General features: G+C 49.7%; 9 protein-coding genes and 2 pseudogenes. 10 read left to right on the forward strand and 1 reads right to left on the reverse strand.

Features of this window, described 5'->3' with window-relative positions; all coding sequences use genetic code 11:
• Positions 1 to 72 precede the first annotated feature (72 nt).
• From L1N85_RS04795 to L1N85_RS04835, 10 genes and pseudogenes are all read left to right on the forward strand, one after another.
• Positions 73 to 3,519: a glycoside hydrolase family 2 TIM barrel-domain containing protein gene (locus L1N85_RS04795; protein ID WP_235235460.1), complete on the forward strand. Its 3,447-nt coding sequence runs from the start codon at positions 73 to 75 to the stop codon at positions 3,517 to 3,519.
• A 127-nt stretch (positions 3,520 to 3,646) separates the two neighbouring features.
• Positions 3,647 to 4,030, forward strand: a pseudogene (locus L1N85_RS27495) (alcohol dehydrogenase catalytic domain-containing protein); the annotation flags it as partial.
• Between the two features lie 15 nt (positions 4,031 to 4,045).
• Positions 4,046 to 4,672, forward strand: coding sequence for a zinc-binding dehydrogenase (locus L1N85_RS27500; RefSeq protein ID WP_328285153.1), 627 nt, complete (start codon positions 4,046 to 4,048; stop codon positions 4,670 to 4,672).
• 323 nt (positions 4,673 to 4,995) lie between these two features.
• On the forward strand, positions 4,996 to 7,302 hold the full coding sequence (locus L1N85_RS04805) for an AraC family transcriptional regulator (RefSeq protein WP_235235464.1): 2,307 nt from the start codon (positions 4,996 to 4,998) through the stop codon (positions 7,300 to 7,302).
• Between the two features lie 163 nt (positions 7,303 to 7,465).
• Positions 7,466 to 8,422, forward strand: a complete 957-nt coding sequence (locus L1N85_RS04810; RefSeq protein ID WP_235235466.1) for an ABC transporter permease — start codon at positions 7,466 to 7,468, stop codon at positions 8,420 to 8,422.
• Between the two features lie 18 nt (positions 8,423 to 8,440).
• Positions 8,441 to 9,310: a carbohydrate ABC transporter permease gene (locus L1N85_RS04815; protein WP_235235468.1), complete on the forward strand. Its 870-nt coding sequence runs from the start codon at positions 8,441 to 8,443 to the stop codon at positions 9,308 to 9,310.
• 62 nt (positions 9,311 to 9,372) lie between these two features.
• Entirely contained in the window at positions 9,373 to 10,959 is a 1,587-nt protein-coding gene (locus L1N85_RS04820) for a type 2 periplasmic-binding domain-containing protein (RefSeq protein ID WP_235235470.1), read from the forward strand.
• 5 nt (positions 10,960 to 10,964) lie between these two features.
• Positions 10,965 to 11,858 (forward strand): family 43 glycosylhydrolase, encoded by an 894-nt coding sequence (locus tag L1N85_RS04825; protein WP_235235471.1) that lies wholly within the window; start codon positions 10,965 to 10,967, stop codon positions 11,856 to 11,858.
• A gap of 23 nt (positions 11,859 to 11,881) precedes the next feature.
• Complete coding sequence (locus L1N85_RS04830) at positions 11,882 to 12,787, forward strand: exo-alpha-sialidase (protein WP_235235472.1); 906 nt, start codon at positions 11,882 to 11,884, stop codon at positions 12,785 to 12,787.
• Positions 12,788 to 12,809: 22 nt separating this feature from the next.
• Positions 12,810 to 15,955: pseudogene (locus tag L1N85_RS04835) on the forward strand (alpha-mannosidase).
• Between the two features lie 466 nt (positions 15,956 to 16,421).
• On the opposite strand, the gene L1N85_RS04850 reads toward L1N85_RS04835, so the two are convergent.
• Positions 16,422 to 17,357, reverse strand: a complete 936-nt coding sequence (locus L1N85_RS04850; RefSeq protein WP_235235480.1) for a DNA-3-methyladenine glycosylase family protein — start codon at positions 17,355 to 17,357, stop codon at positions 16,422 to 16,424.
• Positions 17,358 to 17,404: the final 47 nt, after the last annotated feature.

A 17,404-nucleotide genomic window follows, 5' to 3' on the forward strand; every position in this document is an offset into this window, starting at 1 on the left:
ATATACCGGTATGCAGGTGTAAACTGGTGATATCCGGTAACTCCACACCAAACGAAAGCGGGCTCAGCGGCTATGAATAGGAAAAAGCTTTTTAATGACGGATGGGAATTTGCAAAGAGCGGCCTGGACGCTGCGGACAGTGCCGGCCTGCGCTTCGAGCCGGTCGATCTTCCCCACGATTGGCTGATCTACAACACCTTGGAGCTTTATGAGAACAGTATCGGTTGGTACCGCAAGAAGTTGATTCGAAGGAAGGAAGAGATCCGGCGTGGAGAGCGGCTTTTTTTATGCTTCGACGGCGTGTATATGGATTCTGCCGTATACGTAAATCAGCGGCTGGCGGGTGAATGGAAATACGGTTACTCCTCCTTTGAACATGAGATTACGGATTCCGTTGTCGAAGGGGATAATGAAATCGTCGTGAAGGTTGTGTATCAAAGTCCGAACAGCCGGTGGTATTCGGGAGCCGGCATTTACCGGAACGTCTGGTTAAAGACAAGGGGCAGCAATCACATCGTCTCCGACGGCATCTACGTCTCGACCAGGCAGTATGGCGGCGCGTGGTCGGCGGATATCGACACGGACATGCGCATCGAAGACGACGTGCAGCTAACGCATAGTATCGAATACCAGGGCCGGACGGTCGCAGCCGCTTCGGTGCGGGTTGCCGCGGGAGTTGAGAACAACCGGCAAACCTTGACGGTCGACAAGCCGTTGCTATGGAGCCCGGACGAGCCGAATCTGTACCGGCTGGTCACGCGGCTGCAGCGACTGGCATCCGATCCGGCTGAGGAGCCGCGTTACGGGGATGTGGAGACGATCGCGCAGCATCTCGGCTTCCGAAGTATCGTACTCGATCCCGAACAGGGACTTCAGGTAAATGGGACAAAGCTGAAGCTGAACGGAGTGTGCGAGCATCATGATTTGGGGGCATTGGGAGCGGCGTTCAACGTCCATGCGCTGAGAAGAAGATTCGCGATCTTGAAGGAGATGGGCGTAAACGCGATTCGAACGGCTCACAATATGCCGGCGCCGGAGCTTATGGATTTGGCGGACGAAATGGGGCTGTTCGTCGTTTCGGAAGCGTTCGATATGTGGGAAAGGTCCAAGACGCCTTACGATTACGCGCGATTCTTCAAGGAATGGGCGTATCGCGACGTGCGCAGCTGGGTCCTGCGGGACCGGAATCATCCGAGCCTGCTGATGTGGAGTATCGGGAACGAGATCTACGATACGCATGCGGACGAGCGCGGGATGGATGTCACAAGGATGCTCATGGATTATGTGCTTGAATTCGATCCGAAGCAGAACGGGCGCGTGACGATCGGCTCCAACTACATGCCGTGGGAGAATGCGCAGCGATGCGCCGATATCGTCAAGGTATCCGGCTATAATTATGCGGAGAAATATTATCACGCACATCATAAAGAGCATCCGGACTGGATCATTTACGGCAGCGAGACCGCATCGGTCGTCCAGAGCCGGGGAATCTATCACTTCCCGTTCGATAAATCCATCCTTGCCGACGACGACGAGCAATGCTCCGCCCTCGGAAACAGCTCGACAAGCTGGGGGGCGAAGTCCGCGGAAGCGTGCATCCTGGCCGAGAGAGATGCACCTTTCTCCCTCGGACAATTTCTGTGGACCGGATTCGACTACATTGGGGAGCCGACGCCTTACCACACCAAAAATTCCTATTTCGGCCAGATCGACACGGCCACGTTCAAGAAGGATTCTTATTATATCTACCAGGCCGCTTGGACCGATTATCGGACGCATCCGATGGTTCATTTGTTTCCCTATTGGGATTTCAATGACGGGCAGATCATCGATGTGCGCGTCTGCTCAAATGCTGCGAGGGTTGAGTTGTTTTTTAACGGAAAGACGGTCGGGATGCACGATATCGATCATGAGCGCGGCTCGCAGCTCGTCGGATGGTGGAAAATCCCTTACGCGGCCGGGGAAATCAAGGCGATCGCCTATGACGAGTCCGGCAGTGTCATTGCCACCGATGTCAGAAGGACATTCGGGGATGCGAAACAAATCCGTTTGAAAGCGGATAAAGAGGTTCTGACGGCAGACGGCACGGACTTGATCTTCGTGGAAATCGGCATGGTGGACGGCGACGGTAATCCGGTCGAGAACGCGAATAACCGCGTACGCGTCGAGGTGACGGGGGAAGGGCGACTGCTCGGGCTTGATAATGGAGACAGTACCGACTACGATCCGTATAAGGGTCTAAGCCGAAGATTGTTCAGCGGCAAGCTGATGGCCATCATAGTCTCAACCTTGGTGCCGGGCAAGATCCGGATCGAGGTATCTTCCGAGGGCATGCAGACCGAGGCTGCGGTATTTGAGGCTGTTGCGGCCGAAGGCGGAGCGCCGGAAGGCATTTCGGTGAACGAGAGGAATCGCGAGCTGCCTTGCGTGACCGGCGGATTGGAAGAAATTCCGCTTCGCAAGATCGAAATCGTCAGCGATACGGGACAAAGCTTCAACGAATCGACCAGGGAGATTGTCGTTCGAACCAAGCTTTGGCCGGACAACACCACGTATCGGGAGGTCGAGTGGCGTGCCGTGACAGATGAAGGCATCGATTCGAATATCGCCAGGATCGAAGCAAACGGCCTGGGGGCGAGGATTACCGCCATCGGCGACGGCGCTTTCCGTCTGCGCTGCACGAGCAAGAACGGTACGGATAAGACGAAGCTCATCTCCCAGCTGGAGTTTAAGGCGGCGGGCCTCGGAACGGCGTATAAGGATCCGTATGGCTTTATTTCGGCCGGACTTTACGATTACAGCAAAGGGGATGTCGGCAACGGCAACGATAGAGGCGTAGCGACCAGCAGAGACGGCGAAACGCAGGTAGGCTTCCGCGGTATCGACTTCGGTCCGTATGGCTCCGATACCATGACGCTGCCGATCTTCGCCTTATCGAGCGAAGAATATGCTCTGCAAATATGGGAAGGGATGCCCGACGAACCGGGCAGCGCATTGGTGGCCGACGTCGTATATCAGAAGCCGTCCAAGTGGAACGTGTACCAGGAAGAAACATATCGTCTGAGTAAGAGACTGCGCGGGATTACATCGATTTGCTTCGTTCTTCAGAAGAAGGTGCATATCAAAGGATTTTCCTTCGAACGGCAGAACAGAGCCTTCGAACCTAACGCGGCGGCTTCCAGCGACCGGATATACGGAGATACGTTTACTGTGGCGGACAGTCGAGTGGAAGGCATCGGAAATAACGTCTCCCTTGAATTTGCGCATATGGATTTTGCGGGCGCTGGCGCTTCGAAGCTCATCATCTGCGGGAGATCGCCCATCGACAAGAACACTATCCATATCCGTTTTTCAGGTGAAAACGGCGAAAGCAATCAACTTGTGGAGTTCACACATTCGGACGGATACGAAGAACGGGAATTTGATTTGGAGCCGGTAACGGGGAAGCAGAAGGTGACGTTCATCTTCCTGCCGGGCAGCAGCTTCGACTTCGACTGGTTTCGCTTTACGCAGAGATAGAGAAGAAGAATCCGCTCTCTGAGCGATTATTTTGCATCGTGAGAAGGACGCATAGCTGCCAGTAACACAAATATATTTCTAGAAGAGGTGAGCGCTTATGCCGCAAGGCAAGATGAATGCGGCGATCATGGACGAACCGTTGTCCATCGCCGTCAAGCAGGTTGAAATTCCCGTTCCGAAGCATAACGAGGCACTCGTTAAGGTGTATTGCATCGGGGTATGCGGGTCCGACGTCCATTATTATGAACATGGCAAGATCGGCCGTTACGTGGTGAAAGAGCCAATTGTACTGGGCCACGAGCTGGCCGGCGAGGTCGTGGCAGTGGGCAAGGACGTGTCGAATTTGTCGGTCGGCGACCGAGTGGCGGTGGAGCCCGGCGTCACATGCGGGCAGTGCGATTATTGTAAATCCGGGAGATACAATCTATGCCCCGACGTCGTATTTCTCGCGACGCCGCCGGTGAACGGTGCCTGGGCGGAGTATATCGTCATGCCGAGCGCCTACCTGTTCAAGCTGCCCGACACGATGAGCTACGAGGAAGGAGCGCTGCTGGAGCCGCTGTCGGTCGGCTTTCACGCCATGCAGCGCGGCAAAGTAAAGCCGTTCGACCGGCTGCTGATCACCGGCCTCGGTCCGATCGGACTGCTCGCGGGACAGGCGGCGAAGCTGTTCGGCGTTACCGAAATATACGGAACGGATGTCGTGCCGTACCGTCGGCAGCTGGCGCTCGACATGGGCTTCACGGCGGCGCTTGATCCGATGAACGAGAACGTCGGGGAGCGGCTGGCCGAGCTGACCGGCGGGGCGGGTATTACCCTAATCGTGGAATCTTCGGGCAATGCCAGGGCGATGGCCGACACGATCAATCTGGTGAACCGCGGCGGAAGAATCGTTTTCGTCGGATTGCCCGCGACCGAGGCGGTACCGATGGATATGGGCCAGCTCATTGACGCAGAGATCGACGCTTACGGCGTGTTCCGGTACGCGAATACGTATCCGGCGGCGATTCAAGCGCTGCAGCGCTCTGCCGTGGACATCGAGAAAATAATCACCCACCGTTACGCGCTGTCGGACATTAAGGAAGCGGTCGAAACGGCGCGAACGCAGAAGGATACCAGCATCAAGGTCATGATTTATCCTCGTTTACCGTAGCATTGCGTTTTTGCGGAAGATTGGCTGGTGTTTATACAAGTGGCTGCCTCAACAAATGATATGCTCCCCATACAGTAGACAGGTTTATTTATAAAAACCTGCTGCTGTGAGGGGAGTTTTTTCATGTTACACGCATGTATTTGCCGGCAGCCCCTAGTCCCGCTATTAGATCTAACTGGCAGAAATTGAACAAACAATTGCTCATTTGCGGTGCTCACTCATAAGTTCCGAAATTAGACCTGAATGTCGAAGTTGACAAAACCGAACTTGTTTAGTTTCATGTAAGTAAGCAAATAAGTGAATTCCTTGGAAAGTGGGCAGGCATGATGAAGCGAAGCATTCAAAATCGTTTTACGAACATGAAAGCTTCAGGGCGCGGGAAGTTTTACCGGGTTAGCTTGATAACCATTCTATTTACTACCTGTATTCCTGGTTTAATTATCGGTTCCTTCATTTATTTCTTTATTAATCATAAAATCGAAACCGAACTGCAGCAAATCCATCAGGACAGGCTGGCCCAAACGATTAAGTCGGTTGACGATCAATTCTCTTATCTGGAATTGACGCTCACGCATTGGGCGCATGACCCGGTGTTCGGAGACAAACTGAAACAGTTGGACTTTATAAATGGGTACAAGCAGATTTTTGATCTCTATAAAACCTTGCTTGTCATGGAGGGAACGCATCCGCTCATTCAGGATATGGAGCTCATTTTGCTTGAACCTCAGGGATATCTATTTAATTCAGTACAATATGTTCACTTGCAGTCCGAAGATCTCGAACGCTATAGGCGATTACTGGAGGAGAATCGCCCGGTTCATTGGACGTTATCGGACACATCTCTGACGGTTTCTCACAGCATACCAGGTGGAATCTCCCGTCCATTCGGGATTCTGAAAGTGACGCTGAACGAGTCGAACACACAGCAACTTTTAGGAACGTTAGATCCGTATAACAACGGATCCGTATTTTTGATGGACGAGGAAGGCGCGTTTATCCGACATAGCGGCAGCCAAAAATTTTCCGAATTAAATGCGAAGCTCAAGGAAAAAGTAATGACGCTCGAGAATAAACGCGGCGCATTCGTCATGGATTGGCATGGTGAAAAATATTCCGTATCCTACGGAGAAATGAATCGTCTGGGCTCGAATTGGGTTTTCGTATCGGCCGCGTCCATGTCGGCGATTACACAACCGGTAGCAGAGGTAACCAAAATCATTATTATGATTAGCGCTTTAGGACTTACAATCGCACTGTTACTGTCATGGTTTGCTTCGCAGTGGTTGTACAGGCCAATTGAGAAATTAAAGCGTATATTTGACGCAGCATCCAACAATTTAACTGATTCGCAGGACGAATTTGAATGGATCAGTAAGCAGTGGGAGCATGCCACGAACGAAAGTTTAAATTTAAATACCCGTCTGAAGCAGCAATTGCCACGGTTGCGGGAGGGTTTCATACTTCAACTGGTTCAAGGACATTTGTACGCGATGTCGGAAGTAGAACTCCGGGAACGCATGCATAGCTACGGCTTGGCAATGGGGGAAGCAACGATCTGCGCGGTGGTTGTCCAGTTAACAGGTTTCTCCAAGCTTGAGGGCCGTTTCTCCTCTGGTGATCAGGGACTTGTATCGTTTGCCGCCGCTAATATGATGGAGGAATTGGCGGCAGCAAAATTCAATCAGGTGCAAATCGTTCATTTCCATGATCTGTGGATCGGACTCTTGATTGTAATGCCTCCTCCCGAGGGTTCGCAGAGGAAACAAGTTTTCGAATTGGCCCAAGACATGATTGACGCCATCCACAGAATCCTGAAGATTAACGTTACGATTAGCGTCAGTCCTGAATCTCGAAGTATGCGTGACGGATATGTGCTGTTCGAAGAGGCGAAACGGGCCATCGGCTACCGTGAGCTTGGTGCAGTCAATCAAATAATCGATGCCGACAAGTTAGAAGCCTTTGAGTCTGAAATTCGGATCGACTATCCGCTTGCGATAGAAAAACAGATCCTTCATGCTTTACGAAGCGGAGAACGTGAAAGCGTGGAAAGGCTGCTTGGAGAGTTTATGGCTGAATTAGCCGAACAAGGTAAGGAAGTAAATGTGAGGCAAAATATGCTTCATCTTCTCGGGAGCATTCAACATAGTATCTTGGAGGCCGGGATCGATCCGTTTCGTATCTATGGGAAGACCGACTTGTATGAAGAATTGGGGGGGCTGTCTGAATCTGAAGAATTATTGGCGCAGATGAAATTCGGTGTCATAGAGCCGTTTCTTAAATATTTCGGGAATCGGGATGAAATCCGCTTCAATCAGATGGTGGAGCAAACGATGAACATGGTGCATGAGCTGTACGAAACCGATATATCATTGGAAATGTGCGCCGAGACGATGGGGACGACCTCGTATACGTTGAGTAAAGCGTTTCGGCAAACAACGGGTAAGAACTTCATCGATTTTCTAACGGATGTTCGGCTAGATAAAGCAAGGGAGCTGCTCCGGGACACAGAAATTAAAGTCAACGATATAGCCCAGCAAGTGGGGTACCAACCAAGCTATTTTCATCGGATTTTCAAAAAGCGGGAAGGCCTTTCCCCTACGAAATTTCGTGAAAACAGCCGGCAAAAGTGAGATTGCAAAAGGTATACAGAATGGCAAAAATAGTACAGCAGGCTGCATGGAGCTCCGTGCAGCCTGCTTTTTTTTGAGATGCAAAAATGTGTGATTGAAGGAACTTTGCTTGTGTTTTATGGTTACTGCAGACCACAGACAACAAACGCAAAGGAGGTACCGCATGAATTCAACAGTGACGGCCGCAAATGAAAAAACAGTCATACCCAGACAGAAATATCATTTAGGTAAAAGAATGTTTAGAGACCGATATTTGTACTTACTGGCTTTGCCGGGCTTGCTGTTTTTCTTGATCTTAAAATTTGTGCCGATGGGCGGCATCGTCATCGCTTTTCAAAATTATTCCCACTATATCGGAATACTAAAAAGTCCATGGGTGGGTTTCGATCATTTTATCCGTTTATTTACAGGTGATCAATTCTGGTTGTTACTCCGAAACACGATGGCCATCAGCTTACTGAATTTATTTTTTTTCTTTCCATTGCCCATCATTATATCGCTTCTTTTGAATGAATTGCGAAGCAACCGCTATAAGCGGGTTATCCAAACCATTATCTATTTGCCGCACTTTCTGTCGTGGGTGATCATAGTCAGCCTTACATTCTTAATGTTATCTGTTTCGCAAGGTGTCATTAACCAAGTGATTGAAATGGCAGGCTATGACAAATATCCTTTTCTGACCGAACCGAAAATATTTTGGTTAATGCTCACCTTGCAGTCGATCTGGAAGGATGCGGGTTGGGGAACGATCATTTTCTTGGCCGCTATGGCCAGCGTCGACCCGCAGCTGTATGAAGCAGCCAAGATGGATGGAGCAGGCAGACTCAGGTCGATGTGGCATGTTACGCTGCCGGCCATCCGCAATGTCGTAGTTATTTTATTTATTTTGCAGCTAGGGAACATTATGGATGTCGGATTTGAACAAGTATTTCTCATGGGTAACGGTGCCGTAAGCAACGTGGCCGAGGTGTTCGAAACGTACGTGTATCGAATGGGGATTCAGCAAGGACAGTTCAGTTTCAGTACGGCGGTTGGACTATTTAAATCGGCGATCGGTTTGATCCTTGTCGTCATGGCAAACTATATGTCTAAAAAAATGGGCGAAGAAGGCGTATTTTAGTCCAGGGGGTGACCGTATATGCGGGAAAATTTAGGGGATCGGGTGTTTAATGCAGCGAACATCACGTTTCTCGCGGTTGTAGCTATTGTAACGCTGTTTCCAATCTATTATGTGGTTGTCGTATCGTTTTCTGATCCGACAGATTATTTACAGCGCAAATTGGTTCTATTTCCGACCAAATGGTCTTTTGCCTCTTATGAGTATTTGCTGAATAACAAGTCTTTCATGCGGTCGATAGGCAACAGTCTGTTCCTAGCTACTGTAGGTACGGCTTGCAGTCTAATGGTCACCGCGTCGCTGGCTTATGCGATTTCTAGAAAACGATTGGCCGGCAGAAAAATTATTCTGTTTCTAATTCTGTTCACCATATTGTTTAATCCTGGAATCATTCCGAATTATCTTGTCGTGAAAGAGTTAGGATTTCTTAACAGTACTTGGTCGCTTATAGTCCCCTCTTTATCCGCGGGATGGTTCGTGATTCTGATGAAGAGCTTCTTCGACAACATCCCGGATGCGCTTGAAGAAGCGGCCAAGATCGACGGTTGTAACGATCTGACGGTCTTTGCCCGCATCATTATTCCTTTGGCATTGCCGGCGATTGCCGCATTTGGTCTGTTCTATGCCGTCATGTACTGGAACATGTACTTCAACGCGTTATTGTATTTAAACGATTATCAGAAATGGCCGATTCAACTCGTTCTGCAAAATATTATTTCCGATTCGGCCGCTGGAGCGTTGATGGAGGATCGATTAACGCAGCAGCCGCCGCCGAGCGAGATGCTGAAGATGGCGGCCGTCGTTATCGCCGTTACACCGATTCTGTGTGTATATCCGCTGCTTCAGAAGCATTTCGCTAAAGGCGTAATGGTAGGTTCCGTAAAAGGTTGAGCAGAGTCCTCATGATTGGAGATTCTTTCAGCATATAGAAAAAATTTAAGGGAGGCGTAAGTATGTTTAAAGTAAATCGAAATAGCTGGTGGAAAACGTCGTTTCTAGTACTCATCGCATTGTCAGTTGTATTGGCGGGCTGCTCGTCGAACAATCAGAACAGTCAGAACACGAAAGGGAATAATAACACAAGCAGCTCAGGTAATGCCGGCAGCGTTCCGGCGAAGGAAGAACCGCTCAAAGTATCGATCATGTCGCATTTCTTCCAAGACACTCCTCCGGATAAGGGCGGCGAAGTGCAGCAGAGAATGCAGGAAGCGCTTAACGCGGAACTGGACATCCAGTGGGTTTCCGTCAACAATTACGAGGATCGTTTTAACGTCACCGTCGCTTCCGGCGATCTGCCGGAATTGGTTCTGGTAAGGGACCCGTTCTCTTCTGTATTCCGTACCGGTGTTGAGCAGGGAGCATTCTGGGACATAACGCCTTATTATAAAGATTATGGGAATCTTACCCAATCCATCTCAGAGACAGCTTGGAACCTTACGAAAATGAAAGACGGAAAAAACTACGGCGTACCTCGTCCGCGTCCGACCGAGGGTGAAACGTTCTTCGCCATCCGGAAGGATTGGTTGGATCAATTAAACCTGGAGCTGCCAACGACTACGGATGAACTGTACGCAGTCATGAAAGCGTTTGTCGAAAATGATATGGCTGGAAACGGTCAGACGGTCGGTTTCTCTGGTTATGTGAATCCGGACAATATGGGGAACTTCTCTCCATTCATTAGCAGCTTTACAGGAGCTAACGGTTCAAGCGGAAACGTAGAGTGGAAGTTGGTTGACGATCAGTTGGTGTATGTCGATACTCTTCCTGAAACGAGGCAGGCTCTCGAGTATTTGGCCCGTGCCTACAAAGATAAGCTGCTGCCTGCCGATTTCGCATCTCTCCGTTCCAGTCAGTCCGTTGACCTTTATAAAGCAGGAAATGCAGGCATGATCGTGGAGAAAGGGGCTTCCATTTCCGAGTATTTATCCGCCATGAGCGCATCGAATTCTGATGTGGATTACCAAGTATTGTATCCGCTCACATCGATTAACGGTTACAATCCAAGAGCGGGAGGCTTCAACGGAATGCTTGCGATTCCCAAATCTGTTCCGGAGGAGAAGATGAAGCGCATTCTATCTATGCTGAACACGTGGATGTCGGATGAAGCGTATGAAATCCAACAGTGGGGAATCGAAGGCGTACACCATAAGGTTGAAAACGGCAAGAAAGTCATTATTGAAGAAAAATTTGCAGTAGACAGTATTGCCAATTACAATCAAATCGTCTTCAAACACGGGCCGTACGCTAGTTCCTATGGTGACCATCACCCGGATGAAATGAAAGAAGCTTTCGGCAAAATTCAGGAAGAACGTACCAAATCCAGCGTGCCGGATTACAGTGTCGGTTTATATTCCGAGACGGCGCAAACGTATTTGCCTGAAATTCGGAAGAAGACGCAGGATTTAAAAATCAAGATCATTTTGGGCAACAAATCGATCGGCGATTGGGACGCTCATGTCGAAACATTAAAAAACGATACCACTTTGAATAAAATCATTGAGGAAATTAATGCTTCCTATAACGCTCGCGCATCGGAGTAATGGATATGAGAGAGAACAATCTTTTACCGACGTCACTCCGGCCTTTGTTCGATTATCCCGTTCGCGATACTTCCATCTGCTTAGGTGGAGACGGCTGGTATTATCTGACCGGCACAACGGGATACCCGGACTGGTGGGGCGTAACCGGAGATGTACAGGTATGGAAGTCTGCAGACTTGCAGGAGTGGACGCCGATTGTCACGGAGCCGCGCAAACGGTCCACCGTGTGGAACATCGACCGCGATGGAACTTGGCAGAAGGAGGTCGGGCAGCGCGATGGCGCGCCCTTCCGCCCGCTTTGGGCGCCGGAGATTCATTATTTAGATAATACCTATTGGATCGCGTATAGCATTCCGAGGCTGGGAAATGGACTGTTGAAAAGTGTTAGCGGGCGTCCCGAAGGCCCATACGAGGATAATATTAGAGGAGAAGCTCCGATAAGTGAACATATCGACGCTTCCTTATTCCAAGACGATGATGGATCCGTGTACTTTCTCTACGATAACGGCAAGATCGCCCGCATGAATGAATCCATGACTGGACTGGCGGAGGAACTGCGCTTGTTACAGCCGTCGAATGCGGAGCATGTAGGCTTTGAAGGGACGTTCCTATTCAAAGCGCATGGACGCTACCATCTTGCCGGTGCGGAATTTATCGATGGTGCATATCACTGCTTCGTAGCCAGCGCGGAACATGTATATGGACCATACGGAGACCGGTATTTGGCTATTCCGCACGGCGGACACAATATGTTTTTTAAAGATATGGCGGGTCAATGGTACAGTACATTTTTTGGGAATAGTCCGCATGCGCCGTTTCAAGAAAGGCCGGCCATTCTGAAAGTAGAGTTCGATCGGGAGCTTCGGATTCGACCGGTACTTGATTTTTTAAAAGGATAAGAAATCGTAGGGGGATGAAAGCCGTGACGATAAGTATATCGGCCATTCCGTCGCCTGTCCTGCTCCAAGGAAGCAGTCGGATCGCATATCGCGATCCGACTGCTTTAGTTCATAAGGGTACGTTCCATCTATATTATACCCTTGTCGAGACGGAGTCTGACGGCGGCGTGTATATGTATACCGCAGAAAGCACAAGCAAGGACTTCATAACTTGGAGCCCTCCAAGGCGTCTGACGCCGAGAAGCCGAAAATTCAATTTTTCCAGTCCGGGTAACGTTATTCGTCATAATGACCGGTGGATGATGTGCTTGCAAAGCTACCCGCGACCAAACGGAGAGAAATATGGAAATGCCGACTCGCGATTATGGACAATGGAGAGCTTTGATCTTGTCGAATGGTCAGAGCCGAAATTGCTGCGCGTTAAAGGACCGCATATCCCGGTGGAGGACATGGGAAGGATGATCGACCCATATCTGGTGGAAAGCGTGGAAGAGCCGGGGAAATGGTGGTGCTTCTATAAACAGAACGGTGTCAGCCTTTCATGGTCGTACGATTTGGAGGAATGGCAATATTACGGCCACGAGCATGCCGGTGAAAATGTTTGCATCCTTCACGATGACGGGCAATATATCATGTTTCATTCCCCGCCCAACGGAATCGGCGTCATGCGTTCGAACGATTTGCAACATTGGAGTCATGATGAAGGCTTATTAACGTTCGGCCAATCCGAATGGGAATGGGCGAAAGGAAGAGTAACGGCAGGCTTCGTTCTGGATTGCAAACATGTGCAGGGAATCGGAAAATATGTGATGTTTTATCATGGCACGGGGCCTAAGGATGAAGAGGTTATCTTCGATACGCATGCCTGCATCGGCATCGCATGGAGCGATGATCTCAAGGTTTGGGAATGGCCAAAGAAAATGCAGTAAGATCAGAAGGAGGTTTGCAGCTGTGTTCTGGACGATAGAGAAATTGGAGCAGCGATTAAAGGAACTCAATGGTTTCCGGTATCGGGAGATCATACCGTTCACAAAAATGCGCTTTCAAGAGGATACCGAGGGAGCGATCGGAACGTATCCGAGCGACAGCGGCGAATGGAGCGAAGTCCGCATCGGAGACAGATGGAACGGGAGGGACAAAACCATTTGGCTGGCCATGGAGATAGAGATGCCGTCAACGTGGAAGGACCTGCGGCCGGTGGGGCTTTTTAATTTTGGCGTAACCGGACGAGGCAATATCAGCGGATTTGAGTCCTTGTTGTTTGTTAACGGTGCGCCCTATCAAGGCATCGATACGAATCATACGGAAGTTCTGTTGCCGCAGGATTCTGCCGGCAGTCGTATCTCGCTGCATGTTCGTCTCTGGACCGGCCTGAACGGATACCTGCCTTCCGGTGATATCGAGCATCAGCTTCAGCAGGCAGAAATCGCATGGATCGATGAACCTACGGATGATTTGTATTATACCGGAACGGCCGTTTTAGAAACGGTCAAGGTGTTGGCGCCAAACAGCACGATCCATCTTGATCTTCTGCAAGCGCTCGATCGAGCCGTCAAAGTGCTGGACTGGTCTCGACCGGGTTCGGATGAATTTTATCGGTCTGTGGAACGGGCGTCGCATGAGCTGAACCAACGCCTTGGCGCGATGCCGAAGATGAACGACATAACGGTTCAATGTATCGGACATACCCACATCGACGTCGCGTGGCTGTGGAGGTTGAAGCATACCCGGGAAAAATCGGCGCGTTCGTTTTCGACCGTGCTTCGTCTCATGGAATCGTACCCTGATTATATTTTCCTTCAAACTCAACCTCAGCTATACGCTTATCTGAAAGTGGATTACCCTGAAATTTACGCCGCTATCCGTGAACGGATCCAAGAAGGTCAATGGGAAGCGGGCGGCGCCATGTGGCTGGAAGCCGATTGCAATCTCGCTTCCGGGGAATCGCTGGTCCGTCAGTTACTTTACGGAATTCAATTTTTTCGAGAAGAATTCGGCATAGAGTGCAAGTATTTATGGCTGCCTGACGTATTCGGATACAGCTGGGCGTTGCCGCAAATTTTGAAAAAATCGGGTATTGAAGCATTCATGACAACCAAAATCAGTTGGAATCAGTATAATCGGATGCCGCATGACACCTTTATGTGGCGGGGCATAGACGGTACGGAAATGCTCACCCATTTCATCACGACGCCGGATCCGAGCCGGACAGAAAATGGCGCATTCTTCTATACGTATAACGGTACCGTGACGCCGGAGACCGTTCAAGGAATTTGGGATACGTATCGGGATAAAGCGTTGAATAGGAAGCTTCTGTTGGCGTACGGCTACGGAGACGGCGGAGGAGGCGTGAACCGAGACATGCTGGAAATGAGGCGGCGGCTGGAACGCATGCCGGGTCTGCCGAACGTGACGACAGGCCGGGCAGATGACTACTTCGACGATCTTGTACGGCGAGTCGGAGAATCGGAAGAATATGTGCATACTTGGGACGGGGAGCTGTACTTGGAGCTTCATCGCGGCACCTATACGAGTCAGGCCTATACCAAACGAGCCAACCGTAAGCTGGAGCTAATGTACCGTGAAGTGGAATGGCTCAGCGCCATGTTGTGTATGATGTCGAATGATTGGCGGGAATACCGCCGGGAGGATCTGCTTGCAGGTTGGACTATTTTAATGCGCAATCAGTTCCATGATATTATCCCGGGTTCTTCCATCCGTGAAGTTTACGAAGATAGCAGAGTAGAGTACGAGGAAGCGGAGAAGATAGCAGCAGCGGTCCGTGCTGCATCCGAGAGCGAATTGCGCAAACCCGGCTCGGAAGAGGGCTCCGCATATACGTTATTTAATTCTGCGCCATGGGTAAGAAACGACGTCCTCGAGCTGCCTCTCCAAGGAGAAGATACAGGCGGAGGATGGATTGATGAAGCAGGGAACGAGCTTTGTGCTGAACTGGCTTCAGACAAATGGCTGGTTCAGGCGGAAGGACTTCCATCCATGGGCTTCAAGTCCGTAGAGTTTGTCCGCGATCTAAAGACCCAACCGATGACATGCCCGTTTTTATTTGAGGGGAAACGATTGGAGACGCCGTTTTATCGTATCGATTGGAACGAGGCAGGGCAGCTAACGGGGATTTACGATAAAGCATTCGTCAGATCGGTATTGGAACCGGGGTCCTGCGGAAATGTGTTTCAGGTGTTCGAGGATAAACCGAAGTCCCGGCATGAGGCATGGGACATCGATCTATATTATGAGGAAAAGAAACGCGAGATTAGCATGTGTACGAGCATCATTCCGGAAGAAATCTGAGCGCTCAGGGCCGTCATCCGGTTCGAGTGGTCCTATATGGACTCCACGATTGTGCAGAGGCTCGTCGTGTATGCGAACAACCGAAGGATCGACTTCCGCACCTCGGTTGACTGGCATGAACACCGACAGCTGCTGAAGGTAGCTTTTCCGGTGCATATTCGATCTGTTGAAGCGACGTACGATATTCAGTTTGGAAACGTGAAACGACCGACACACTGGAATACCAGTTGGGATTACGCCCGGTTTGAAACCGTTGGTCACCAGTGGGCGGATCTGTTGGAGCGTGGATACGGCGTCAGTTTGCTGAATGATTGTAAATACGGCTATGATATTAAAGATCACATTATGCGTCTAACGTTAATCAAGTCGGCGCTTATTCCGGATGACCGAGCCGATCAAGGCCAACATGAGTTTACGTATGCGCTGCATCCTCATGGCGGAGACTGGTACGAAGGCGCAACCGTACAGGCCGCATGGGAACTGAATAATGAGCATCCTTCATGAGAGGGGAGGCTTCAGCAGCTCAACCGTTCTCGCTTATCTCCCTATCTTCGGATCATATTATGATCGATGCGGTCAAGAAAGCGGAGAATGAGTCGGCGATGGTCATTCGACTGCATGAATATGCAGGGATCCGCGGATCCGTTGAATTGACTACGGGTATTCAAATAAAGGGGTGGCGCGAATGCGATTTGTTGGAACGTCCGGAAGTCGAGGACGTGAAAACAGATCCGATTGTGCTAACGTTTAAACCGTATGAGATAAAGACAATTATGCTGTGGAAATAAAAAGATGGAAATTAAAAGAATGCTTGAATCCTGTTTAAACATTAAACTTCATAAAAGTACGGTTGTGTCGAGAGAAATTCAGGTATTCATTCCTGAAATTTGCTCGGCTTTTTTTCTACACATATAGCGCGCCAAACGAGGCTTGGGAGCGAAGAGTTACTATATAAATCCATCATAGCGCACCAAACGAGGCTTGGGAGCGTGAAGTTACTGTATAAATCCATCATAGCGCACCAAACGAGGCATGGGAGCGTGAAGTTACTGTATAAATCCATCATAGCGCGCCAAACAGGGCAAAGGAGCGTAAAGTTACTGTATAAATCCATCATAGCGCGCCAAACAGGGCAAAGGAGCGTGAAGTTACTGTATAAATCCATCATAGTGCGTTCACAAACGGGTTTTATAAAAATCTTCTGCGAAGGACGCTTTCGTTAAGTCGGGAGTTCTGGTTTCGGGCGCTTTTGTTTTAATAGAGGAATCTCCACAAATAAAAAGTGGCATAGGATTCCCAACCCGTCCATGCCTTGGACAGCTTCAAAATTTCTTCCTTCGACGGCTTCTTCTCGGTGCCCATTACATATTTAATCGCATTGTGCAGGCCGACATCGTCGATGGGGAAAGCGGAAGGCATTCTCAAGCAGCGCATTAGCACATAGTTAGCTGTCCAAGGTCCAATGCCGCGCAGGTTGACGAGCAGCTTTTCAGCCGTTTTTAAATCGCCAGCCGCCGTTAGAAGCTCTTTGCTCATCCGACCTTCAGCGATCAGCTTGGCTGTCCCGATAAGATACTCGCATTTTTTAACCGTCATTCGCAACTCTGCCAAATCTTCGACGGCCAATACGGCGATCTCTTGTGCAGAAGGAAACAGCCAATACGATTCCCCCTCGCATGACACATGACGTCCGAAGCGTTCGACGAAGCGTCTTTTCAACGTATAGGCATAAGTAAGATTAATTTGCTGCCCAATAATGCCCCAGCAGATCGCCTCGAATAAATCGGGAATGCCTATGACCCGCAGTCCATGGAATGAATCGGCGGCCCTGTGCAGAAGCGGATCGGATTTGGCTAATTTGTAAAAAGGAAGCAAGTCGGTATCCAAATCAAACCAGTCTCTGACATATCGGACGACGGCGCTGCGCACTCTTTCGCAGGAAGGCGCTGTATCTCCCATAAAACGAACGGTTATCGAATGGTCATGATCCGAGCTAATTTCAATGACAAGCGTTTCTCCTTCAATCGGAATCGCTCTGTAAAGCCGCTGCTCTTTGATATGAAACAAACATTCGTTTGGAGCGTTAGACAGGTATTTCATATTTTCGGCAAAGCTGAATGGCTGGGGAACAAACAATTTTAACGTATGACCATGATCCTCCCATTGCGGATACACCTCATTCTCCGACATAAAAACCCTCCATTCCCGAGAACATATCTCTACGTTAGTTTTATCAT

Source organism: Paenibacillus alkaliterrae (assembly GCF_021532375.1).
In the GTDB taxonomy this organism is placed as follows: Bacteria; Bacillota; Bacilli; order Paenibacillales; family Paenibacillaceae; genus Pristimantibacillus; species Pristimantibacillus alkaliterrae.